We start from the raw sequence: 21,009 nt of genomic DNA on the forward strand, positions 1-21,009 counted from the left end.
ATCGGATACTTGCCCTCTCGGTTCTAGCCAGCGGCTTTCTCTGCAGCATCAAGGGCTGCGGCTAGGCGTCTCTCTTCTCCATAATACCGGGCTCTGTCCCAGAAACGGGGGCGTCCTACGCCTGTAGAGCGATGTTGCCCGATGATATCGCCTTTTGCGTCCTCACCCAGGATTTCGTAGGTGAAAAGGTCCTGAGTGATGATGACATCGCCTTCAAGTCCGAGGACCTCGGTAATATGTGTGATGCGGCGCGATCCGTCGCGCAGGCGTGCAGCCTGAACGATCACGTCAACTGACGAGACGATCATCTCGCGTATCGTCTTGGATGGGAGACTGTACCCACCCATGGTGATCATGGACTCAATGCGGGAAACCGCCTCGCGGGGAGAATTCGCATGCAGAGTGCCCATGGATCCGTCATGGCCAGTGTTCATGGCTTGGAGCAGGTCGAACGCTTCGGGGCCGCGCACCTCGCCTACGATGATACGTTCAGGGCGCATTCTCAGACAGTTCTTGACGAGATCGCGCATGGTGACCTGGCCTTCGCCTTCGATGTTCGGCGGACGTGTCTCAAGGCGAACCACATGCGGCTGCTGCAATTGCAGCTCAGCCGCATCCTCGCAGGTCACGATGCGTTCCCCTGGCTCGATATAGCGCGTCAGACAGTTCAGCAATGTCGTCTTGCCTGAGCCGGTGCCGCCAGAAACGATCACGTTGCAACGTACGCGGCCAATGATCTCAAGGATCGTGGCGCCTTCGGGAGTAATCGACCCAAACTTCACAAGCTGGTCGAGCGTCAGCTTGTCCTTCTTGAACTTTCGGATCGTGAGGGTCGGTCCATCGATAGCCAGGGGCGGGGCAATGACGTTGACGCGCGAGCCATCTGGGAGGCGAGCGTCGCAGATGGGGCTGGATTCATCGACGCGGCGGCCGACCTGACTCACGATACGTTGGCAAATATGCAGAAGCTGAGCGTTGTCGCGAAACTGGATGTCGGTCTTCTGTACCTTGCCGGCGACTTCAATGTACACCGTACCCGCACCGTTCACCATGATGTCGGCGATGTCGTCGCGGGCCAGAAGGGGCTCGAGTGGGCCATAACCGAGAACGTCGTTGCAGATATCCTGCAGAAGTTCGTCCTGTTCGGCGATCGACATGACGAATTTCTTCGCCGTCACGATATCCTTGACGATCTCGCCGATGGCTTCCCGTGCTTCCCGAAGATCCATCTTTCCGAGTTGCGAGACATCGATGGCCTCTATCAGAGTCGCAAAGACCTGTGCTTTCAGGCTGTAGTATTCATCTGTTTTGCGACCTCCGTGCGCCCGTGCGGAAGCATCGCTCTGGCCTGGAGAACCTGAGGGCGAAGCAGAAGAGGCGTTGGGGGGCGACTTCACGGGCGGAGTTTGTCTCAGAGGGGCAGAGGCTGATGTCGAAAGATGCTGGTCCAGCTGCAAGTCCTGCGAGCGGGCAGGGGCTTTTCTAAAGCCCTCTTCTTGCAGGCTCCTCTTGCCGAACATGATGAAAGCCTCGTCTTCCCCTGGTCAAGCGGCCCGTTTCTCAGCCGCGTTGCCAACCCAAGCTCTTATTAGAGCTTAGGTGGTACGAGGGTCCATTCAGCTTCATGGTCTAGGACCGGACCGGATCGGGTTCGGCCATATGGCCTAATTGCCTGTACAGCATGAGAAATGGTTTCAAAGAATGATGCCAATCGATCGGACATTCTTCATGCGATGCTCGCTTCTCAAGATTACGGCTGCGGCGCTGGTGCTGGGAGCACTCGGTCTTCCCGGCTTGAGCAGAGCGGACGAGTCATTGCCACTGGGAGCGTTGTCATCAACGGACGCGCGCCTTCGCATCAGTTCCGAGCAATCTACCCTGTCGGTTGCGCTCGATTTCGCGAAAATCCTTACCTTCGAGCACCCAGCTCGGACGATTATCATCGGGAACCCGGGCATTGTCGATGGCACCCTGAGCGATGAGTATAATATGGTGCTCACCGGAAAGGCGGTCGGCGCGACGAACCTAATCGTCTTGGGAGAAGCCGGACGTGAGATCGCGCATGTGAAAATTAGTGTGTCTGCCAGCGCAAACCAGGTGACGACGGTCTATCACGGAGCCGCACAGCAAGTGTACTCCTGCATCGACACCTGCAGGCCTGTCGGAAAGGCCGAACCATCCAAATAAAGCGCAAGAGTTCCAAGATCAGGAGGTCGGCGGGGGAGCTTTCGGAAAGCGGCGTCTGAGCGACAGATCCAACGTGCCTGCGGTGGAAATCGGTACAACGGTTTTAAGAGACAAGCTCACCTTGACCGTTCTGAAATCCGGATCGGATGTAATTTCGACCTTCGGCCTCTCGGCCAAGGGTGTATCTGTTCCAAGCTCTGGAAATTGCCTCTCAATCTCGAGGCTGATCTGATTATCGGTCATGGGATGCAGGAGGCTATTGCGCCCAGCACGCTCTATGGCATCCGAAAGCCTATGATACATCCATAAGGCGCGTCCGCCGTCGATGACGATCAGGGACCCGCCGATCAGGAGCATCCCGACAAGAGCAAATTCCACAGCGGTCGACCCGCGATTGCATCGGCGTAAACGAAGCACCCTGTTGAGGATCAACCTCATCGGACTTGAACTTGAATTTTCGATTTCAAAGCCGTGGACGGCAGGATCATGCTGGTGGACCTACTTTCAGCTGTGATCTCGTAAAAGGCAACAGGGAGCTTTTCGCCTGTGCATACTGCCGCACAGGCGGGAAGGTGAGGGCCGCTGATATTGTCCGGGCATACGCAGTATCGCGAAGCACTCACTGTGAGAGGCGGCTTTCCCCCTACCGGTGTCGTACTGCCGACAGCAAAACCTTCGGCAGCTACGAGGTTCAGGATCTTCGTCACCTCAGGGGCTGTCGAGCTTGCCGATTTGTCCTTCATAGCCTCTTGGGCTGCGGCCCTTAAGACATGATCCATCGACATCTTCTGCTGGGCGAGAAATGCAAGGTCAGAAACCGCTACGAAGCCGAGCATCAGAATCGGGGCGAAAAGGCTGAATTCGATGGCCGAGACGCCATCACGGTTGCGTTGGAATGCAGCGGTAAGGCCCCAGAAGCGCCCGTGCTTGTAGCCTGCGATCACTCTGCAGGTCATTGTGAGCATCGCCCGAGTCATATCACTGTGGCCTACCTTATTTTCTCCCAGGGAGCGAATTTCGCTTCAACTTGCCGAAGAACGTTGCCAGATCGATCGAGCCCCTTCGTGTATTCTTCGCATCTTTCCTGCCTGTGAGCAGATCCGCGATCTCTCGGAAGGATTTATGTGCAGCCCCTTTGGATGAGATTTCCGCGACCATCTGGCCTTTATTCGCCGCTGTTCCAAACGCGTGTGCGTCAAAGGGTATGCAGGCAATCGGTTCGAGTTGCACTGCTTTGGCAAAATCCTTCGGTTTGATCTCTGGCCGCTTGGGCATCCCAACCTGGTTCAGGATCAGCCTCGGCGGAGGATCGTGCGGGCGGGCCTGTTTCAGCACGCCGATCATGTTCTTGGCATTGCGAAGGTTGGCGAGGTCGGGAACTGCCGTGATAATGATCTCATCCGCCGCTGTCAGCATGTTCCTCGACCAAGAGGTCCACATATGCGGCATATCAAGGATCGTGAAAGGGATGCTCGACTGCGCCACCTCGATCAAGGCCTCAAGCTCGCGCTGACCCAGGTCATAGGATTTTTCGAGGTCCGTAGGTGCAGACAATAGGCTCAAGTGATCGCCGCACTTCGTCAGCAAACGGTCGAGCAGTACCTCGTCGAGACGGCTCGTGTCCTGAATGGCCTCCGCAAGGCCGGGACCGGTATCGAGGTTGAAGTCCAGACTTGCGGTGCCGAAGGGGAGATCTAGATCCGCAATAACAACATCGGATTGCTGCTGCCGGGCGATCATCCATGCCATATTATGAGCAATGGTGGAGGACCCAACACCCCCTTTGGCACCTATGAAGGCATAGGTTTGGCCCAGTTTTCCCGAACTGCTTTCTCCATAGACGCCTGAAATGGAGGTAATCAGGGAAACGGGCGTGATGGGAGCAAGAAGATACTCGCTCAGTCCCCGTTTCATCAGATCGCGATAGAACCCAATGTCATTGGTGTGGCCAATGGCCATGACGCGGGTTCCCGGGTCGCAGACTTCCGCGAGCCGGTCGAGATCGGCAAGATACAGATCACCCGCAGAATGGCTCTCGATGATCACAAGGCTTGGGGTAGGGGCGTGCTGGTAATGCGCGATAGCTGCTGCAACTCCGCCCATGCGAACCGTCACTCGGGTGCGGGCCATCAGGCGGTCACGAGCCGAGCTCTCAATGGCAGCAGCAACTTCTGATGTGTCGCAGAACGCTTCGATGACAATCCGAGGAATCCGCACGGCCTCGCGGGCGTGCATAGAGAGCGTTTCAGGATAGAAAACGGTGTTCGTATCCGGTTCCGCGATCCGGCGGGAGAGATTGTCTGCCATGTCAAGGGTCAGGTCTGTCATAGGGGATCGCTCCGGCGGAGTGCCTACCGCTTCGAATGTCTAGAACTTTACGACTTCGCTTTGGCCGGCCCTGAGAATGCGGACTGATGCGTTCTCCGGCTTCAGGATAGGCTCGTCGCCGTTGTCGGCGACGGAGCGGAGTGAAAGTGAGAGAAGACCGGTTGCTTGGCCGGCCGCAATGGCTTCAGCCTGGGACGGGCTGAGTTCGAGGGTTGCCGTCTTGCCGACGGTGGCAGCCTGGCCTTTGGCCTCTTCCACCTTCTGATCCACGGCGAGGACGCGGATGTTGGTCAGGATCGTCCGGCTGAGATTTTCGGTCTGGTTAGGACCAGGCCGAGCGACGGTTTGAATGACGTCGACGCGGTCGTTGGGCAGAATAAAACCGCCGGCTGTGCTTTCGACCGATACACGAATGGCCACGGCGCGCTTTCCGGGAGCGAGCAAGGAAGCAAGAAGGTTGGAACCGCGAGACAGCTTGTCTTCACGGATCGGCTCGCCGGAAACGAACTGGCTGCGCACCATGGCGCCCGCCAGCGTTTTCAAAGCTTCGGGCTGTTCGGAGCGGGTGATGAAGCCAGGACTAACCGCCGTGGCGGGCCAGGGTTGCCACCGAAGTGCCTTGTCACTCAAGGTCAGCCCCTGACCCAGATCCGAGGAGGCTACCAGAACATCGATCATGGCAACTTGCGGCGCGGGCGCCTGCACGGTCGTGACAGCCACTCCCGGCCTCATCGATAAAGCAAGCCAGCCGGCAAGGCTGCCGGCAGCAATAGCGATCACCAGAATAATGATGCGCAGCATCGTTAAATTCCTCTCGCTTCGATGATGATCTGCTTCATGACAGCACTTTCATCCAAGGCGTGCTTGGAAAGATGAAGAGCGCTGCTGCCGCAATGGCGACGCCGTAAGGAACGCCGGTCTCTTTCGCATGGAGCTTCTCGACCCAAGGTATGCCGTTGCAGAAGGCTGGAAGCGGCATCGCGCGAAAGCGGAGGAGGATGAGCGTAAGCACGCCTCCAAAGATAGCCATGGACAGAACGTAGGGGAGGACGTGTTCGGCGCCGAGCCAGAGAATGACGACTGAGATGAGCTTGGCGTCGCCCCCGCCGATCCATCGAAGGCTGAAGAAGATGAATGTGCAGATGAGAGCAGCAAACGCTACAGCGGCGCTCAGGCCGATTTGCACTGCTCCGAACCCTGCAAGGGGTGCCAATGCCGCATAGATGGCCAGGAGAAAGAGAACGAGTTCATTGCGGATCTTCATGGTGGCGAGATCCATCAGGCCTGCCCAGATCGTCGCTGCCGCGAAGCAGAGGCTGGCGGTGAGCGCTGCAACAGCCGGGATCGTCATGCCTGCTCCTTGACAGTTGCACGGTGTAAAAAATGTCTAAAGCTAGAAAGGAACGGAGGGGAAATCCCCCTCCGCAATAATCCGGTAAACGAAAGGGCTGAAGTTTAGGGAGTGATTGTGCCAAGACGGGTCTGGATGAGGTTGAAGACTGCTTCAAGTTCGGTGCCAATCAGGCCTACTGCTGTTATGATTACAACTGCGATCAAACCGGCAATCAAGCCGTATTCAATGGCGGTTGCGCCGGACTCGTTTTTCGAAAAGCGCTTCAGGAGAGACTTCATCGTTTCATTCCTTGGTCTGTTAGACTGGTCTGTCGCACTTTCGGCGTGACCCCCCACAAGCCCCCTTGGCTGTGTTACAAACATTCAAAGAACTTTTTCGCAGGTTGGTCTATTCAGCCTGATGGCCTAGAGCTTTCGCGAGGTGTTATTCAGCCGAACAGCCTAGGGGCGCGGCACTGCTTATATATGAATGGTGAAATCGCATTCATAGGATCGGCGGATTGCAAGATCGCCGTTGTCTCATTGGATAAGAAGGCTGCTTTGCTGACCTAGATAGTTTTTCTGGGACGCGAGATGTTGTCGCGCAGAAGGTCCAGGTTGTTGTTGACCGTGACGTTCGTTGGATCGAGTTCGTGCGCCTTCAGGAAGCTGCTGCGAGCTTTGACGACATCGCCGCGCAACAGATATGAATAACCGATATTGTTGTAATACTCGGCCCGGTCTCCCACGAGCCGTCCTGCCTCGCGGTAGGCGCGATCCGCAAGGTCGAAGCGGCGCACGCGGTCATAGGATGCAGCAAGCCCCAGCCACGCCTCGCCGTTATTGGGTTCGATCTCGACGGTGCGCTCATAGTACCGCGCGGCATGGCCATAATTGCCTTCTGAGAATTGTACCTTGGCAACCTTGAAGACCTCGCTGTCGGGATAAGCCTCGACAGAGGAGGGCAGTTCGAGCTCAGTGACGCTATTCCCGAAGCTGGAGGTGCCCGTGTTGTTGCATGCCGCCAGGAGGGGGAGTGCGCAGCCAAGCAAAGCCGTTGCCAGCTTCCGTTCGAGTGCTCCCATTGCAAAACCCCCAGGCTTATTTTCCGCTGTACAATAGCGATTCGTTGCACCGATGTAGCAGTGGTTTGCCCGTGCTCGCAAGACATGCTCCGGGCAATTGCTTGCAGATACTGCAGCCTCTGACGGCAAGTAGCAGCTAGGCCAGATGGACTAGGCCGCCTTTTCTTTACGTACCTTTAACCACAGAAGCTCACAGCTTGAGGAGTCCTAAGCCCTTTGAAAGGCTAGACTTCGCGAAGCAAAATAAAATAGAATAATATAACTTTTTGGGGCGGTTTTTCAGAAATGCGTTTGAGGTTTAATCTGGCACGCTGCCGCGCATTACCGAGCAAGTTCGGGCTGGCTTTTGCGGTGTTCGCCTTCATGGTTGCATTCGTGGGGACTGCAACTGCAGTGCATGCCCAGGAAAGATTGCTGCGCTTCAACAAGGGGCGCGCTATTGGCGACATCAACGTTGCGCAGGGGCAATTCCTGACGGCTAAGACGGTGATGGATATCGGCCGTGTGGTTGTTGGAAATCCCGATATCGCGACAGCTGTGCCGCTTACCGCAAGCTCGTTCTATGTGCTCGGCAAGGCGGAAGGACGGACGAATGTTGCGGTCTATGGTGCCGATGACGCGTTGCTTGGAACAGTTAACGTCGAAGTCGGCGCCGATACGCCGGACCTTGCGGCAACCATTCAGGAAACCATCCCTCAGGCCAATATCCGCGTGGAAACGGTCAATGGACGCCTCCGTCTGAGCGGGACGGTGCCGGATGGCATCGCCCTGCGCAAGGCTCTGGAGATTGCCCAGCAATATGGATCGGACGGCGTTATCAATGCTTTGCGCGTGACAGGCGGTCAGCAGGTCATGCTGGAGGTCCGCTTTATTGAGGCCAACCGAACCGCTGGCCGCGAACTCGGCATCAGCTGGTTCGGGCGTCGTGCCGGTGATACTTCCGGTCGCGGGATATCGCTCGGAAACTTCAACCCTCCGCAAACTGGGACGTCCGGCATCACATACAATCCCCTGCTGGCAAGCGGCGGAACGCCATTCGGCACAATCGTTGCAAACTTCCTTGGTGGCGGCATCAGCGCGGATATTCTTGTCCAGGCCCTGGAAGAGAAGGGACTTGCCCGTCGCCTGGCTGAGCCCAACCTTATCGCGCTCTCAGGAGAGAAGGCGAGCTTCCTGGCCGGTGGTGAGGTTCCTATTCCTGTTTCTGCCGAAGACAATCAGATCACCGTCACTTACAAGGAATATGGCGTTCGTCTGAACTTCACCCCGACCGTGCTCGAGAACGGCATCATCAATCTCAAACTGGAGCCAGAGGTCAGCCAAGTCGACGAGTCGATCCGCGTGAGCACCGGATCGATATCCATTCCGGGATTCATCACCCGGCGCGCCAGCACCTCCCTTGAAATTCGAGACGGCCAGAGCTTCGCGATGGCGGGCCTCTTGCAAAGCGTTCACTCCAAGAACCGTGAGCAAGTGCCGTGGCTCGGATCTCTTCCCGTCATCGGCGCTCTCTTTAGCTCTTCTTCCTTCGAGGAGCAGGAGACCGATCTTGTCATCATCGTAACGCCACGGCTCGTGAAGCCCGGCAAGCCAGGTCAGCCCCTCCGCACCCCGCTCGACTCGACAAAGCCCAGCAATGATCTGGAGTTCTTCCTCGTCGGCTCCTTGGAGGTCGACAAGGATATGCAAAAGCGCTTTGCCGAAGGCGCAGGGGTGATCGGTCCTTATGGTCACATTGTCGATTTGAAGCCAGGAAAGCGCAATGCCGTCAAAAAAATCGTCAAGCGCTAAGAGTAGGTTTGCTCTATTTGCGCTTCTTTGTGCATCGGCCATGTTGCTGGGGGCGTGCGCGGATTACATGGAGCGTCGGGACACCGTCACGCTTCATGCGGGAGAAGCGCAGGCCTGGAATAAGGTCGTACATACAGCAGATCCCTGGCCTCCTTATGTCATGAACACTCATATTCCAGGTGATGGGCAGCGCACGGCTCAGGCCATTCAACGCTACAGCACCGGTAATGCACAGAGCGGATCAGCCGATGGCACTTCGACTGCGGCGGCAGGTGCAAACGTCGCTCCGAAATAATGGCCCGGGTCTTTAAAAGGGCCAAAAGTTGAGTGCTGGTGTTGCTAATGCTGTCGCTTCTCCTAACCGCAAGTCCGCCTTGAACATCAGATGTTGCGGGGCTGGGTCCGCCGACTATTTCTCTTAGATATGGATCTAAGCTGCATAGGCTTCAGACATCGTGCGGATGTCTTCCAGCTTTGAACGGAAGGCTGTCCAATCGTCTCGACTGGCAATAGGTTCCCATATTGCTTCCACATCATCGATCAGCATCGTGCAGGGCGTAAGTCTCGCGAAGTAGGGATGGTCGAGTTTCAATCGGGACACTGGCTCGAAGTCTTCAAGAGCGTCGCGGAAATCTTGAAAAGTTGGGTGGGCGTAGAACGCAGCCGAAGGGCTTTGCCCGGCGCGCCCAAGACTCTTCACGCCTCCATACCAGTCGAAGAATGTTTGCTCGAAGGGAGCTTTCGTGTTGTGCAGGAATGCCCACAAGGACCGGGCAAGCTGTGCGTCTCGCTCCGGGCTGTGAGAGCGTAGACCGAGGCGGCGGAGAATGGCTGCTGGGAATTCCTGGTGTAATGCAGGCTGAAAGGCGGAAAGCGACGCCTCCAGTTTGCTCTGCTCTGCAATGGGCAGAAAACATTCTGCAAGTCTGTACAGATTCCATAATAGAGCATCAGGCTGGCGCCCAAAGGCATAAAGGCCCGTTTCATCGAAATATGCAGCCGTGAAAGCGGGATCATAAGCGGGGAGAAAGCGCCAGGGGCCGTAGTCGAAGCTCTCTCCGGTGACGTTGATATTGTCTGTATTGAGCACGCCGTGCACGAAGCCTGCAGCCATCCATTCTGCCCCCATGCGTGCGACACGTCGGCAAACTTCTTCAAGGAAGGCTGAGGCACGTTCTGGCGCACTCTCTCGCCAGAGCTCAGGCATATAAGTCGTGATGGTGTAGTCGAGCAGCCTGCCGATATTGCCGACCTCATCCAGGTAAAGGAAGCGCTGAAAGGTGCCGATGCGAATATGAGAGTGGCTGAGCCGCACAAGAACTGATGAGCGCGTGGGCGACGGCTCATCGCCCCTCTCCAATTCTTCGCCCGTCTCGATCAGGCTGAATGATTTTGAAGTGTTGACGCCGAGGGCTTCTAGCATCTCTGTCGCAAGGACTTCCCTAACACCCCCTTTGAGCGTCAGGCGGCCATCCGCATGGCGCGACCATGGTGTTTGCCCGCTTCCTTTGGTAGCGAGATCAAGCAACCTGCCATCTTGCGTGTCGTATAGTTGAGCGAAAAGAAACCCTCGCCCGTCACCGAGATGAGGATTGTATGTTCTGAATTGGTGGCCGTGATAACGCAGAGCGAGCGGCTGCTCGAAGCTGCCGGGAAGAGGCTCGAAGAGGCCGAAATGCTTGACCCACCGGTCATCCGTCAGGTCTTCGAGACCTGTACGGGCAGCCCATCTCTGATTTCGGTATCGGAGAAGGTGAGTTGGAAACTGAGCCGGCGCGACGATGTCATAAAAATCAGCCCCGAGGGCTTGGTGGCTCTTTGAAGCGCGATAGGCAGGCGAAAAAGACATCAAATCGTTTCCGGTTGTCCTGTTCAATTCCACTCAAGGCGAATTGTTCGCGAACTAGAACTGCAACTGTGCGAAAAACTGAAACATAGTATAAGAAATCATTCTGAATTAACCATGCTGTGGAAAAGTATTTTTGTGCGGATTTTTCGGAAATCTCCATCAATTCCCACGGCTTGGGCGCGAAACTATAGAGCGTTTCCTGGCGTCATGGTTTGAAATTCTCCATATGAGCTTGGCCGAAGCAGCGGCGACTCTTATGATTCTTTTAACGAAGCAGCTTGAGGGGAGATAAATGATAGCCAGGGAATGGGCAGCTCTCTATGGGCGAGTCGCTTTGGTCGTGCTCGCATTTGCGTTCGTCGCAGCAATAGTTGCTGGACCTCTTCTGAAAGGTGAGGGCGCACAGCATTCTGTTGCGGTACTCCGGCCCCAACCCGAGCACGAATTGATCCGCACCAAAATGACTTCCACCTCGGAAAGCAAAGCCAAGCCTCCGTCAGGGTTGTGAGTGTAGAAAGCCTCATTCAAGCAGAAGGACGCGCTTGGCCATTTCGGGAGCGTGAAATGAGCGACGACAACATTTTGCGGCAGGAAGTCCGCCAATCTCTGTACAATGTTCGCAGGTTGATCCGCTCCTATTCGGGGCTTTATGCCGGTGAAGATCTTGCCCGTGATGTGCTCAAGGCCTGCGATGAGATGGCAGGGCAATCGACGCCGCGTCTAAGAGAGGCGCTACGTACCGTGCAGGAGCGTTGCACGAAGTTGGTGCGCGATGCCGACCGTTTCTCCGCGCGCGACCCGGCAACGATTGCTGCATCCCGAGCCCAGGCTTTTGCTTCCATCGATATCCTTCAGGACGCCTTGTTTGAAATGCGCAAGGCTGAGACCAGCAATCCACGGCTTGGCGCTCTGTTGAGGCGGAAAAGCCTCTAGCTGCAACTGACTCAGATACTGGGCGTTTATGCTGAGATCCGAGCATATTCAGCCCAAGAGAACCTCATGCGCGCTAAGCCCGTCGGCCCTCCGGACATGGGACCGTCTTTTCTGTCTCTGGTGTCATCTATAGGGCTTCGTGCGGTACGTCTCATCGAGATGGTCGAAGAGGCTGGGCCAAGCCGTTTGATTTACATAGCACAGGAGCAGCGCCTAGCAGAGCAGATGGCAAAAGCGGTGAAGGGGCTGGCGCCTGATTTAAAGGTTTTGCTGCTCCCGCCCTGGGACTGCCTTCCTTACGATAGCGTGTCGCCTTCTCGTGAGATGATGGGGCAGAGAATGGCGTCGCTTCGTGAGATGACGTCTGTGGAAGATCAGGCTGGCGTGCTGATCACCAGTCCTGCCGCCGTTGTTCAACGAGTGCCACCGCGAGATATCTGGGACGGTGCGACGCTGACTCTCATGATGGGAAGCGCGTATTCGTACGAAGAGCTCCAAGATTTTCTGAGCCGCGCCGGATATATCCTGGATGACCGTGTGGACGAGCCCGGAGAAGCGGCCATTCACGGGCAGGTCGTCGATTTGTTTCCAGCAGATTCCCTGCTGCCATATCGTGTGGAGCACGATGGTACGTCGATCATCGCAATTCGCCGCTATGATCCTATTACGCAGCGTACTGAAGATGAGGTCCAAAGCGTCACTCTGGGGCCTGCATCTGAAGTCGTCTCGCTTAAGGGCGAGGATGATGCTCATCTTGAGCGCTCTTCAGGGATGGAGCATCGTCTGTCAGATTACTATGACAGGCTGGAAACGGTCTTCGATTATTGGCCCCAAGCTGCACTCGTAATGGAGGAGGGAGCAGAAGAGCGACGTCAGGATGTGATGGGACAAGTTGCCGATGCTTTCGAGAGCCGCAGAAGTCTGCGCAAAGGAGCAGACAATGCAGCGAAGCCGGAAAGTCTCTTTATCCTTGATGACGAGTGGCAGGATCTTCTCAGCGAGCGGCGGGTAACGATCATTCGTCCCACACCCATGAATGAGAAGGTCGCAATACCTTTCTTTGCGGGTTCTCGTAAGCCTACGCAGACAATGCTGGAGTTCGTTCGAGAGCAAAGGGACTCGGGGCACAGGATTCTGTTGGTCGCTACAACGGATCGTGACCTCGCTCGACTTCGACGTAGGATCCAGAGTCTCCAGTCCGGTACAATTGCCATCGAGAAATGGAAGGATATCCTTTCAGGGCCGCCGCATGGCATTTTTGCGATCAAGGCTGAGATCAAAGGCGGCTTCGTTGATGAGATGTCCAATGTCGTCGTCGTCACGGCTTACGACGTGTTCGGCAGCCGGTCGATTTGCGAAGATCCATCTGGAGCATCATCTGCGGCGGCTCAGTTCACTGATATGAGTTTCCAAATAGGCGATACCATCGTTCACAGCGAGCATGGGATCGGCAGGTTGGACGGGATCGAGACGATAACGCTCAATGAGGAGCAATACGAAGATGCTATCCGACTAAGCTATGCGGATGACGCGGCATTGATGGTTCCCGTAACCGAGATGGATTCGATCTGGCGTTATGGTGGGTCATCCGAGGCGGTCAAGCCCGACAAACTCAATGGCGGTGCATGGATAAGTAGGCGGCAGAAGATCGAGGCCGAAATTCGGGAGGCGGTACAGCGGGTCAAGGCGCTCGTCTCAGAACGAAAGTCCACCGAGGTAGAGCCCATCGTGCCGCCCCCTCGGATTTACGAACGCTTCGCCGCACGTTTCGCTTTCACTGAAACCTCTGACCAATCGCGTGCCATCGAAGAAGTCCTCCAGGATCTCGTTTCAGGGTACCCCATGGATCGTTTGGTGTGCGGCGATGTTGGTTTTGGTAAGACCGAGGTTGCCTTGCGCGCAGCCGCCGCGATTGCTCTTTCTGGAAAGCAGGTGGCCATTGTTGCCCCGACGACTGTCTTGGCTCGACAACACCTGAGAACCTTCCAGAGAAGGTTTGCGGGCTTGGGTGTTGAAATTGCCCATCTCTCACGTCTCGTTGCGCCTGCAGAAGCAAGAGCCGTCAAAAAAGGGCTCGCCGACGGTACGATTAGGATCGTCGTGGGAACGCATGCGCTCGCCGGAAAAGGGATTGCATTCAAGGATCTCGGACTTGTAGTGATCGACGAAGAGCAACGATTTGGGGTCGCGCATAAAACGAGGCTGCGCGAACTATCGAAGAGCGGCCATGTCTTGGCGCTTACGGCGACACCGATACCGCGCACGTTTCAATCTTCTCTCGTCGGTTTGCAAGATATCAGCGTCATTGCCACTCCGCCTGCTCGGCGCCAACCTATTCGCACGTTCTTGACAGCATTCGATCCTGCAAGCATGCGCGAAGCGCTCATGCGTGAGAAACGACGCAATGGTCAGAGCTTCGTGGTCTGCTCGAGAATTGAAGATATTGAACCGATGCGCCAGCAATTGGAGAAACTCGTTCCTGAATTAAAACTGATGGTGGCCCATGGTCAGATGTCGCCAGTTGAGACAGACGAAGCAATGGTCGGATTCGCCGATGGCGAGGGCGACGTGTTGCTCGCAACCAATATCATTGAAAGCGGTCTCGACGTTCCTCGCGCTAATACTATGCTGGTCTGGCGAGCAGACCGCTTCGGCCTTGCTCAGCTTCACCAACTGCGTGGCCGTGTCGGGAGAGGGCGCATTCGTGGCACTGTCTATCTTCTGACGGAGCGCGATCAAGTGCTCCCGAAAGTAACAGAGAAAAGATTGCGGACCTTGGAAGCGCTGGATCGGCTCGGCGCCGGTTTCGCTATCAGCGCGCAGGACCTGGATCAGCGCGGAGCGGGCTCCCTGCTGGAGGAAGAGCAGGCAGGGCATGTCAAGCTCATCGGAACCGATCTCTATCGTTCAATGCTGCAACGCGCACTGTGCGGACAGAGTATGGAAGATCTCTGGTCGCCTGAACTTAATCTTGGACTGTCGGCACGTATTCCAGAAGATTATGTTGCTGATCCAGAGACGCGGATCAATCTATATGCCCGAATTGCAAGGCTCGATCCGTTCGAGAGTGTTGACGATCTGAGTGCTGAAATCGAAGATCGGTTTGGCGCCATGCCGCAGTCCGTGCAGAACCTGATCAGTTTGGCAGAAGTGAAGCAGCTTTGCCTTCACCTTGGTGTAGTACGGATTGATGCCGGACCACAGGCCATTGCCTTCAGTTTCAAACCTTGGGGATCCAATAGACTCCCTTTTGAGGAAGCTGCCACTGGTTTTGAAGATGAACTTCGTTGGAATGGGGAAAGGCTGATCCTTGCTCGTTCTCTTGAGCGGGCCGATGAGAGGTTGAAGCCCATCTTGCAACTTCTGAACAACTTGACCTGAAAGCCTCCGTTCCGACCACTCAATCATGAGTTGACTGCGAACATATCCAGCCGCCCAGACTTATCTTTAAAATCGATCATGACGAGGAGCCTATGACGCCTGAGGAAATTAAGGAGCTGAATTCCGCACGCGAGAGCCTTGTGAAACGCCGCCGGGAAATGGCGCGGCAGATTTCGGAGGCTCCACTCCCTTCCGTGGAAATGGCAGAGGAACTCACGAAGATCCTGACCGCTGTCGAGGCCCTCGACCGTGCCCTGAATGAGGCTGGACACCCTTACATGAGCCAATCTTTGGCCGAGCAAATGCAGACGGAGATCTAGCAAGCCCCCGCATTAGCTAAGTTTCGCCGACCTGAGGGTTTTCAGCACTGCGGATGATCGAGACATCAGAATTTTGGTGTTTTGATCTTGTATAACATAGGCCTGACAGGGTGAATTGCCGAGGGAATCAATACCTGCAGGCTCTCTATGCTCCACTCCAACGCCAATACTCTGGATGTTCACCTCGCTGATGATCCGCAGGACGACGCTCGCATGTTCGACCTGGCACCTGTATCTCTATGGCTGGAGGATTACAGTGGGCTCAAGCAGCTTTTCGAGAAGTGGCGTGCTGCCGGTGTAACTTCGCTAAAGGCATATCTGGAAGAGGACTTCGAGCGGGTTCAAGCCTGTTCCAGCCAGATCCGGGTCATCAAGGTCAATCGGAAAACTCTCAGTCTGTTTGAAGCCGACGATGTGGCGCATCTGGTTGCCAATCTCGATAAGATCTTCCAGGCCGATATGCTCAAGGCGCATATCGACGAATTGGTTCAGCTTTGGAATGGAGGGCTCGCATTCGAAAGCAATACCGTCAATTATACCCTGTCCGGAAAGCGTCTCGACATTCAGCTCAAAGGAACGGTTTTGCCGGGGCATGAAAAGGAATGGGATCGGGTTCTTGTCGCTATCGAGGATGTCACGGAAAGAGAGAATGCGCGCCGGGAGCTTGCGACAAGTGAAGCCTATGCACGCGGTCTCTTCGAGCATTCGCCGGTCTCGCTCTGGGTCGAGGATTTCAGCGCAGTCAAGCAACTGCTTGACGATGTGCGACGGCAGGGGATCAGCGACTTTCGCACTTTTACGGATGTGCATCCGGAGTTCATTGCGCGGTGCTTAAGTGAAATTCGCGTCATCGACGTTAACCGGCATACGCTCGAACTGTTCGCCGCACCTGACAAGAAGACGCTTCTGGGCAATCTCGGCGAGGTTCTCCGCGAGGAAATGCAGGAGCATTTCCGGGAACAGCTCATCGAGCTCTGGCAGGGAAAGATTTTCCAGCAGCGGGAAGTGGTGAATTACTCCCTGGCCGGGGACGAGCTTCACCTGCATCTGCAGTTCTCCGTCCTGCCCGGACATGAGCATGATTGGTCGCTCGTGCAGCTAGCGCTGACAGACATCACAGCCCGCAAACGCGCCGAGGCTTATCTAGAGTATCTCGGTAAACATGACGTTCTGACCAAACTTTACAATCGTTCCTTCTATGTCGATGAGCTCAACCGGCTGGAGCGGAAAGGCCCGTTCCCTGTAAGCATTGCAATTATCGATCTTAATGGCTTGAAAGCTGCGAACGATCAGCTCGGGCATGCAGCCGGCGACGCGCTGCTGCGACGTGCCGGCGAGGTATTGAACAACGCGATCGATAAGCCATCATATGCAGCTCGTATCGGTGGTGACGAGTTTGCCTTGTTGCTCCCTGGAATGGAAGAAAGGGAGGCAAAGCTAGTTCTGGAGAGCATCGAGAACCTGCTTGAGGTGAACAACCAGTTTTATACCGGCCTGCCGCTCAGCTTTGCCACAGGGCTTGCGACAGGCGAGCGCGGCGAGAGGCTCGAGGCTGTCGTCAAACGTGCCGATCTACGGATGTATGAGGCTAAGCGAGCCTACTACGCAGCTATGAGTGGAACCAGCGGGCTGTAAGTCTCAGATGGCGATCTCGATGATCTCCGCCGAAGTTGTGCCGACCGGGATGGAGTCTCCTACTTCCTTGCCCATCATGGCCTGGGCGAGAGGGGAGACGTAAGAGATAGTCCCTTTGGTCGGATCGGCCTCATCCTCGCCGACAATGCGATAAGTCTGCCGACGCCCATCTTCCCGCTCGAAAGTGACCCTCGCTCCAAAGCGTATATGAGCCGTATCGGTGGGGGGAGGCACAACCTCGGCCGAGACACGTCTTGCCGACCAATAGCGGAGATCTCGCGATAGGCGTGCCACTTCCGCTTTGTCATCCGTGGCCTTCGCTGCATCGAGACGCACCTGCAACGATTTTAACTCGGCATCCATCTGGGCGAGACCTGCCGGGGTCACAAGATGGTGAGGGCTCAAAGTGCGATCAGGCAGATCCTCAAAGGCTTCTCCACCCTCGGGCTCGCGAACAAAGGCACGACTCATAGACGCTTCCTCCGCGCTTCCAAGGGAAACGCAGGAAACCGGCTAAGTTTCCGTCTGCTTCTTTATTGTCGAGCTTGCCGCAGCCGCCCGACGATCCCGCCGGGGAAGGCGTAGACGCTGATGATAAACAGCGCGCCCAGCCAGAGGAGCCACCGATCCGGATGGACAAGGTTCGGAAGCAATGGCACCCCGGCAAGTGCTTTGCTTGCCGCGTCCATGAGAACCTGCAGATAGCTCTGAGCAAGAACGAAGAGGGTGGCGCCGATCACCGCTCCGTACATCGTTCCCATGCCGCCGATCACCACCATGAGCAGGATATCGATCATGATGGAGAAGGAGAGGGTTGTGTCCGGCCCATTATAGCGCAGCCACAGCGCTATAAGGGCACCTGCCACGGTCGCGATGAGGGCTGAGATGACGGATGCCATTGTGCGATAGGCCACCACCCGATAGCCCAGTGCCTCTGCCCGGAACTCATTCTCACGGATCGCCTGCAGCACACGCCCGAAAGGTGAGTTTACGATGCGAAGCAGCAGCAGGAACATGATAAGCGCGACGAAGAAGAGAAGGTAATAGGCGATAAGGCGGCCATTGACGGCCACGCCCATCACCGGTTCCGAAAAGAGCTTGAAGGCGGGGCGCAACTCAAAAGGCAGCTGGAACGACAGCCCGTCCTCGCCTCCGGTAATGCCGGAGAGCTGCGAGGCCAGAACCGCCATGGCTGAGGCAACCGCCAGTGTGATCATCGAGAAGAAGATCGCACGCACCCGCAAAGATAGGAGGCCGATAGCCACGGCGAGCAGGGCGGAAAGACACAAAGCTGCAAGGAGGCCAATCGCAACCGAGCTCCAAGTGGCGCCGAGGCGCTCCAGCGCGATGGCGATGCCGTAGCCACCTATGCCGAAAAACATGGTGTGAGCGAAGGAAACGATGCCCGTATAGCCCAGCAGCAGATCGTAGCTGGCGACCAGCACGATGAAGACGCAGATCTTTGCTGCTGTGCTCAAAGGCTGACTGCCTGAGAAGAGGAACGGCGTCGCGGCGAGCACCACGAGGATGGTGAGCAAAATGAACGTCAGTATTCTCGAGCGTGGAAAGTCCGAGGATAAGAGGCTGCTCAAAAAGCCGCCGCTCTTGCGAGCCTCATCAAATGCGAGAGGCAGGGTAGGGGATGTGCTCATCGGCGCGCTACCGGAAAGAGACCCTGCGGACGCCAGATCAGCACAAGGGCCATGACAAGGATGTTGGAGATCAAAGCGAGTTTCGGCTCGATGAAGCCGACGTAGTTGGCCACAAGCGCCACCAGGATCGAGCCGACGAAGCAGCCGCCGACGGAGCCGAGGCCGCCGATGATGATGACGATGAATACCAGCACCATCACTTCCATGCCCATGCCGGCAGTGAGTGTCTGGCGGTAGAAGGCCCACATGACGCCGCCAAGGCCGGCGAGTGCGGAGCCTGCCACGAAGACGCTGACGAACAAGCGCCGGATGCGATAGCCGAGCGCCTCGACCATCTCCGGGTTCTCGACGCCAGCGCGGATGAGCAGGCCGATACGGGTGCGGTTGAGCAGCAGCTGCATGCCGATGAAAACGATAAGGCCAATGCCGACCGCGACCACGCGGTACCGTTCCATGATGACATCGCCGATGATGAAAGCGCCCCGTAGGGTCTCAGGCAAGGGGATTGGAATGGGTGACGCGCCCCAGATGGCGTGGATGGCCTGCTCGGCAACGATCAGCCCGCCCATGGTCACGAGGATCTGCTTCAGATGGCTGCCATAAACAGGTCGGACGATGATGCGCTCGAACACGGCGCCGACGATCCCTGTGACGCCCATGGCAGCCAGGATGCACAAGGCCAGCAGACCCAGGTTCAGCCACACCGAATCCGCTTGCGCCCAGCCCGCGAGCGGGCCGAGTATGATGAGAGTCGCGTACGCTCCGAGCGAGATGAAGACGCCATGGCCGAAATTGATGATATCCATGAGGCCGAACACCAGGGTGAGACCCGATGCCATGAGAAAGATCATCATTCCCATCGCGAGGCCTGCGACCGTGAGCGTCACCCAGGTCGAACCGCTGCCCACGAAGGGTAGGGCGAGGAGTGCGAGGGCCGGCACTATCAGGAGCGGTAGCAAATCCGTCTTGGCGCGCGGTAACGGTTCGGACGATGTGGTGGTTCCGGCAGCCATTTCAGTCATTGGTGAGCATCCAGGGATAGGCCGAGCAGTCGCTGCTGCAGGGTCTTGTCTTCCACCATCTCGCGCATGGCACCGGAATGCACAATGCGTCCGTCATCCATGACGATCACGTTGTCGCCGAGTGCCGATGCCGCATAGAAATTCTGCTCCACGAGCAGGATCGTTTCTCCAGAGGCTTTCAGAGCCTTGAACGCTTCAATCATGCTGCGCACCATCACGGGCGCGAGGCCCTTGGTGGGCTCGTCGATGAGCAGAAGGCGGCGCGGTTCGGCGATGGCGCGGGCGATGGCGAGCATCTGCTTCTGCCCTCCGGAGAGATTGCCGGCAGGCAAATTCCAGAAGCGCTTCAGAGCAGGAAAGAGCCCAAGCATCCAATCCAGGCGTGCAGGCTCAACCGGGCCGCTGCGCGCGGCGAGTACGATGTTCTCGCGGACCGTAAGATCCGTGAAGATCGCCATGGATTCCGGCACGTAGCCTATGCCGGCACGCGCGATATCCGGCGTACTGGTCTTCGTGATGTCTCTACCGTCGAAACGGATCATGCCCGATGAGGCCTGCCAGAGGCCCATGATCGTGCGAAGCGTCGTCGTCTTGCCCGCGCCATTGCGGCCTAGAAGCACCGTGAGCTGGCTTGCGGGAATGGAGAAGTCCACGCCGTGGAGGATGTGATACGGTCCGATATGCGTGTGGACCCCGGAGAGCTGAAGCAGAGGCTCAGCCATGAGCCACCTCCACGCCGAGATACGCCTCTTGCACCACGGGAGAGGCGATGACCTCGGCCGGATTGCCATCGGCGACGAGAGCACCGTTATGCAGCACGACGATGCGGTCCGCGAGCGAGCGGACCACGTCCATCTTGTGCTCTACGAGGAGCACGGTGGCATCCCCGCGCTGCTTGATGTCCTGTATGAGTTCAAGCACGGTCGGCACCTCGTCGACGCTCATGCCGGCGGTTGGCTCGTCGAACATGAAGACCTTCGGCTCCATTGCAAGCAGAAGCGCAACCTCGAGCTTGCGCTGGTCGCCGTGGGAGAGTGCTTTAGGCGCGATGTGGCGCTTGTCGCTCAGGCGTACGCGCTCGAGAATGTGTTCTGCCTTCTCGATGAGATCGCGGCGGCTGTTCCAGATCTTGAGCAGCGACCAGCCGGCTTCGGCGCGGCTCTGCACGGCAAGGCGCACATTTTCGAGTGCCGTCAGATCCGGGAAAAGGTTGGTCAATTGAAAGGCGCGTCCCAAGCCGCGCTTGGCACGAGCCGACGGCGCCAAGGAGGTGATATCTTCGCCTTCGACCAGAACCTGCCCGGACGATGCGCGCAACTGGCCGGATATCAAGTTGAAATAGGTGGTCTTGCCAGCCCCGTTCGGGCCGACGATGGCCGTGAGCGTGCCCGGAGTGAACCGGCATGAGACGTCGTTGACGGCCACATGGCCGCCGAAGCGAATGGTTAGCCCGCGCGTTTCCAGCGCGGGCGTTGCTGTTGCTGCCGTCACTTC

Annotated in this window: 20 protein-coding genes; 6 read left to right on the forward strand and 14 right to left on the reverse strand. The window is 56.9% G+C overall.

Translation table 11 applies throughout. The features are described 5' to 3' along the window. Positions 1-23 precede the first annotated feature (23 nt). Complete coding sequence (locus BLP10_RS10700) at positions 24-1,415, reverse strand: TadA family conjugal transfer-associated ATPase (protein WP_425286947.1); 1,392 nt, start codon at positions 1,413-1,415, stop codon at positions 24-26. Positions 1,416-1,701: 286 nt separating this feature from the next. On the opposite strand from BLP10_RS10700, the gene BLP10_RS10705 reads away from it, so the two are divergent. Further along, positions 1,702-2,187, forward strand: a complete 486-nt coding sequence (locus BLP10_RS10705) for a pilus assembly protein N-terminal domain-containing protein (protein ID WP_091134148.1) — start codon at positions 1,702-1,704, stop codon at positions 2,185-2,187. Between the two features lie 18 nt (positions 2,188-2,205). On the opposite strand, the gene BLP10_RS10710 is transcribed toward BLP10_RS10705, so the two are convergent. From BLP10_RS10710 to BLP10_RS10740, 7 genes are all read right to left on the reverse strand, one after another. Further along, the gene (locus BLP10_RS10710) at positions 2,206-2,565 is read right to left on the reverse strand and encodes a TadE/TadG family type IV pilus assembly protein (protein WP_175493872.1); all 360 of its coding nucleotides are present in this window, start codon (positions 2,563-2,565) and stop codon (positions 2,206-2,208) included. A gap of 56 nt (positions 2,566-2,621) precedes the next feature. Next, positions 2,622-3,131 (reverse strand): TadE/TadG family type IV pilus assembly protein, encoded by a 510-nt coding sequence (locus BLP10_RS10715; protein WP_175493873.1) that lies wholly within the window; start codon positions 3,129-3,131, stop codon positions 2,622-2,624. Between the two features lie 49 nt (positions 3,132-3,180). Next, a complete protein-coding gene (locus BLP10_RS10720) occupies positions 3,181-4,515 on the reverse strand; it encodes a CpaE/TadZ family protein (RefSeq protein ID WP_091134154.1) in 1,335 nt (444 codons plus the stop codon). Positions 4,516-4,554: 39 nt separating this feature from the next. Then, a complete protein-coding gene (gene cpaB, locus BLP10_RS10725) occupies positions 4,555-5,316 on the reverse strand; it encodes a Flp pilus assembly protein CpaB (protein WP_091134156.1) in 762 nt (253 codons plus the stop codon). A 34-nt stretch (positions 5,317-5,350) separates the two neighbouring features. After that, positions 5,351-5,866, reverse strand: a complete 516-nt coding sequence (locus BLP10_RS10730; protein ID WP_091134158.1) for an A24 family peptidase — start codon at positions 5,864-5,866, stop codon at positions 5,351-5,353. Positions 5,867-5,970: 104 nt separating this feature from the next. Beyond that, entirely contained in the window at positions 5,971-6,147 is a 177-nt protein-coding gene (locus BLP10_RS10735) for a Flp family type IVb pilin (protein ID WP_091134161.1), read from the reverse strand. 269 nt (positions 6,148-6,416) lie between these two features. Next, entirely contained in the window at positions 6,417-6,932 is a 516-nt protein-coding gene (locus tag BLP10_RS10740; protein WP_091134163.1) for a tetratricopeptide repeat protein, read from the reverse strand. Positions 6,933-7,295: 363 nt separating this feature from the next. Here BLP10_RS10740 and BLP10_RS10745 point away from each other — a divergent pair, with 363 nt between their 5' ends. After that, the gene (locus BLP10_RS10745; protein ID WP_175493874.1) at positions 7,296-8,723 is read left to right on the forward strand and encodes a type II and III secretion system protein family protein; all 1,428 of its coding nucleotides are present in this window, start codon (positions 7,296-7,298) and stop codon (positions 8,721-8,723) included. A 430-nt stretch (positions 8,724-9,153) separates the two neighbouring features. Here the strand turns inward: BLP10_RS10745 and BLP10_RS10750 are convergent, their stop codons facing one another. Continuing rightward, on the reverse strand, positions 9,154-10,572 hold the full coding sequence (locus tag BLP10_RS10750) for a protein adenylyltransferase SelO (RefSeq protein WP_091134167.1): 1,419 nt from the start codon (positions 10,570-10,572) through the stop codon (positions 9,154-9,156). A 564-nt stretch (positions 10,573-11,136) separates the two neighbouring features. Here BLP10_RS10750 and BLP10_RS10760 point away from each other — a divergent pair. From BLP10_RS10760 to BLP10_RS10775, 4 genes are all read left to right on the forward strand, one after another. Further along, complete coding sequence (locus BLP10_RS10760) at positions 11,137-11,505, forward strand: hypothetical protein (RefSeq protein WP_091134171.1); 369 nt, start codon at positions 11,137-11,139, stop codon at positions 11,503-11,505. Positions 11,506-11,571: 66 nt separating this feature from the next. Then, on the forward strand, positions 11,572-14,886 hold the full coding sequence (gene mfd, locus BLP10_RS10765; protein WP_091134173.1) for a transcription-repair coupling factor: 3,315 nt from the start codon (positions 11,572-11,574) through the stop codon (positions 14,884-14,886). A 92-nt stretch (positions 14,887-14,978) separates the two neighbouring features. Further along, positions 14,979-15,206 carry a hypothetical protein gene (locus tag BLP10_RS10770; protein ID WP_091134175.1) on the forward strand — a complete coding sequence of 76 codons (228 nt, stop codon included), beginning with the start codon at positions 14,979-14,981 and terminating at the stop codon, positions 15,204-15,206. Positions 15,207-15,353: 147 nt separating this feature from the next. Beyond that, a complete protein-coding gene (locus BLP10_RS10775; protein WP_210183614.1) occupies positions 15,354-16,841 on the forward strand; it encodes a sensor domain-containing diguanylate cyclase in 1,488 nt (495 codons plus the stop codon). A gap of 3 nt (positions 16,842-16,844) precedes the next feature. On the opposite strand, the gene greA is transcribed toward BLP10_RS10775, so the two are convergent. The 5 genes from greA to BLP10_RS10800 form a co-directional block, all read right to left on the reverse strand. After that, the gene (gene greA / locus BLP10_RS10780) at positions 16,845-17,312 is read right to left on the reverse strand and encodes a transcription elongation factor GreA (protein ID WP_091134177.1); all 468 of its coding nucleotides are present in this window, start codon (positions 17,310-17,312) and stop codon (positions 16,845-16,847) included. Positions 17,313-17,374: 62 nt separating this feature from the next. Beyond that, positions 17,375-18,493 (reverse strand): branched-chain amino acid ABC transporter permease, encoded by a 1,119-nt coding sequence (locus BLP10_RS10785; RefSeq protein WP_091134179.1) that lies wholly within the window; start codon positions 18,491-18,493, stop codon positions 17,375-17,377. Beyond that, complete coding sequence (locus BLP10_RS10790; RefSeq protein ID WP_091134181.1) at positions 18,490-19,515, reverse strand: branched-chain amino acid ABC transporter permease; 1,026 nt, start codon at positions 19,513-19,515, stop codon at positions 18,490-18,492. Before BLP10_RS10790 ends, BLP10_RS10785 begins: the two co-directional genes overlap by 4 nt. Next, a complete protein-coding gene (locus BLP10_RS10795) occupies positions 19,512-20,237 on the reverse strand; it encodes an ABC transporter ATP-binding protein (RefSeq protein WP_091134183.1) in 726 nt (241 codons plus the stop codon). Before BLP10_RS10795 ends, BLP10_RS10790 begins: the two co-directional genes overlap by 4 nt. Next, on the reverse strand, positions 20,230-21,006 hold the full coding sequence (locus tag BLP10_RS10800) for an ABC transporter ATP-binding protein (RefSeq protein ID WP_175493875.1): 777 nt from the start codon (positions 21,004-21,006) through the stop codon (positions 20,230-20,232). The genes BLP10_RS10795 and BLP10_RS10800 overlap by 8 nt, the downstream gene beginning before the upstream one ends. Positions 21,007-21,009 lie beyond the last annotated feature (3 nt).

Origin of the sequence: Microvirga guangxiensis, assembly GCF_900102135.1 — a bacterium.
Classification (GTDB): domain Bacteria; phylum Pseudomonadota; class Alphaproteobacteria; order Rhizobiales; family Beijerinckiaceae; genus Microvirga; species Microvirga guangxiensis.

Bases quoted from the DNA above. Each gene is read 5' to 3' on its own strand.
- BLP10_RS10705 (WP_091134148.1), top strand. From the start codon at position 1,702: ATGATGCCAATCGATCGGACATTCTTCATGCGATGCTCGCTTCTCAAG.
- BLP10_RS10720 (WP_091134154.1), bottom strand. From the start codon at position 4,515: ATGACAGACCTGACCCTTGACATGGCAGACAATCTCTCCCGCCGGATC.
- cpaB (WP_091134156.1), bottom strand. From the start codon at position 5,316: ATGCTGCGCATCATTATTCTGGTGATCGCTATTGCTGCCGGCAGCCTT.
- BLP10_RS10730 (WP_091134158.1), bottom strand. From the start codon at position 5,866: ATGACGATCCCGGCTGTTGCAGCGCTCACCGCCAGCCTCTGCTTCGCG.
- BLP10_RS10735 (WP_091134161.1), bottom strand. From the start codon at position 6,147: ATGAAGTCTCTCCTGAAGCGCTTTTCGAAAAACGAGTCCGGCGCAACC.
- BLP10_RS10740 (WP_091134163.1), bottom strand. From the start codon at position 6,932: ATGGGAGCACTCGAACGGAAGCTGGCAACGGCTTTGCTTGGCTGCGCA.
- BLP10_RS10745 (WP_175493874.1), top strand. From the start codon at position 7,296: ATGGTTGCATTCGTGGGGACTGCAACTGCAGTGCATGCCCAGGAAAGA.
- BLP10_RS10750 (WP_091134167.1), bottom strand. From the start codon at position 10,572: ATGTCTTTTTCGCCTGCCTATCGCGCTTCAAAGAGCCACCAAGCCCTC.
- BLP10_RS10760 (WP_091134171.1), top strand. From the start codon at position 11,137: ATGAGCGACGACAACATTTTGCGGCAGGAAGTCCGCCAATCTCTGTAC.
- mfd (WP_091134173.1), top strand. From the start codon at position 11,572: ATGCGCGCTAAGCCCGTCGGCCCTCCGGACATGGGACCGTCTTTTCTG.
- BLP10_RS10770 (WP_091134175.1), top strand. From the start codon at position 14,979: ATGACGCCTGAGGAAATTAAGGAGCTGAATTCCGCACGCGAGAGCCTT.
- BLP10_RS10775 (WP_210183614.1), top strand. From the start codon at position 15,354: ATGCTCCACTCCAACGCCAATACTCTGGATGTTCACCTCGCTGATGAT.
- greA (WP_091134177.1), bottom strand. From the start codon at position 17,312: ATGAGTCGTGCCTTTGTTCGCGAGCCCGAGGGTGGAGAAGCCTTTGAG.
- BLP10_RS10785 (WP_091134179.1), bottom strand. From the start codon at position 18,493: ATGAGCACATCCCCTACCCTGCCTCTCGCATTTGATGAGGCTCGCAAG.
- BLP10_RS10790 (WP_091134181.1), bottom strand. From the start codon at position 19,515: ATGACTGAAATGGCTGCCGGAACCACCACATCGTCCGAACCGTTACCG.
- BLP10_RS10795 (WP_091134183.1), bottom strand. From the start codon at position 20,237: ATGGCTGAGCCTCTGCTTCAGCTCTCCGGGGTCCACACGCATATCGGA.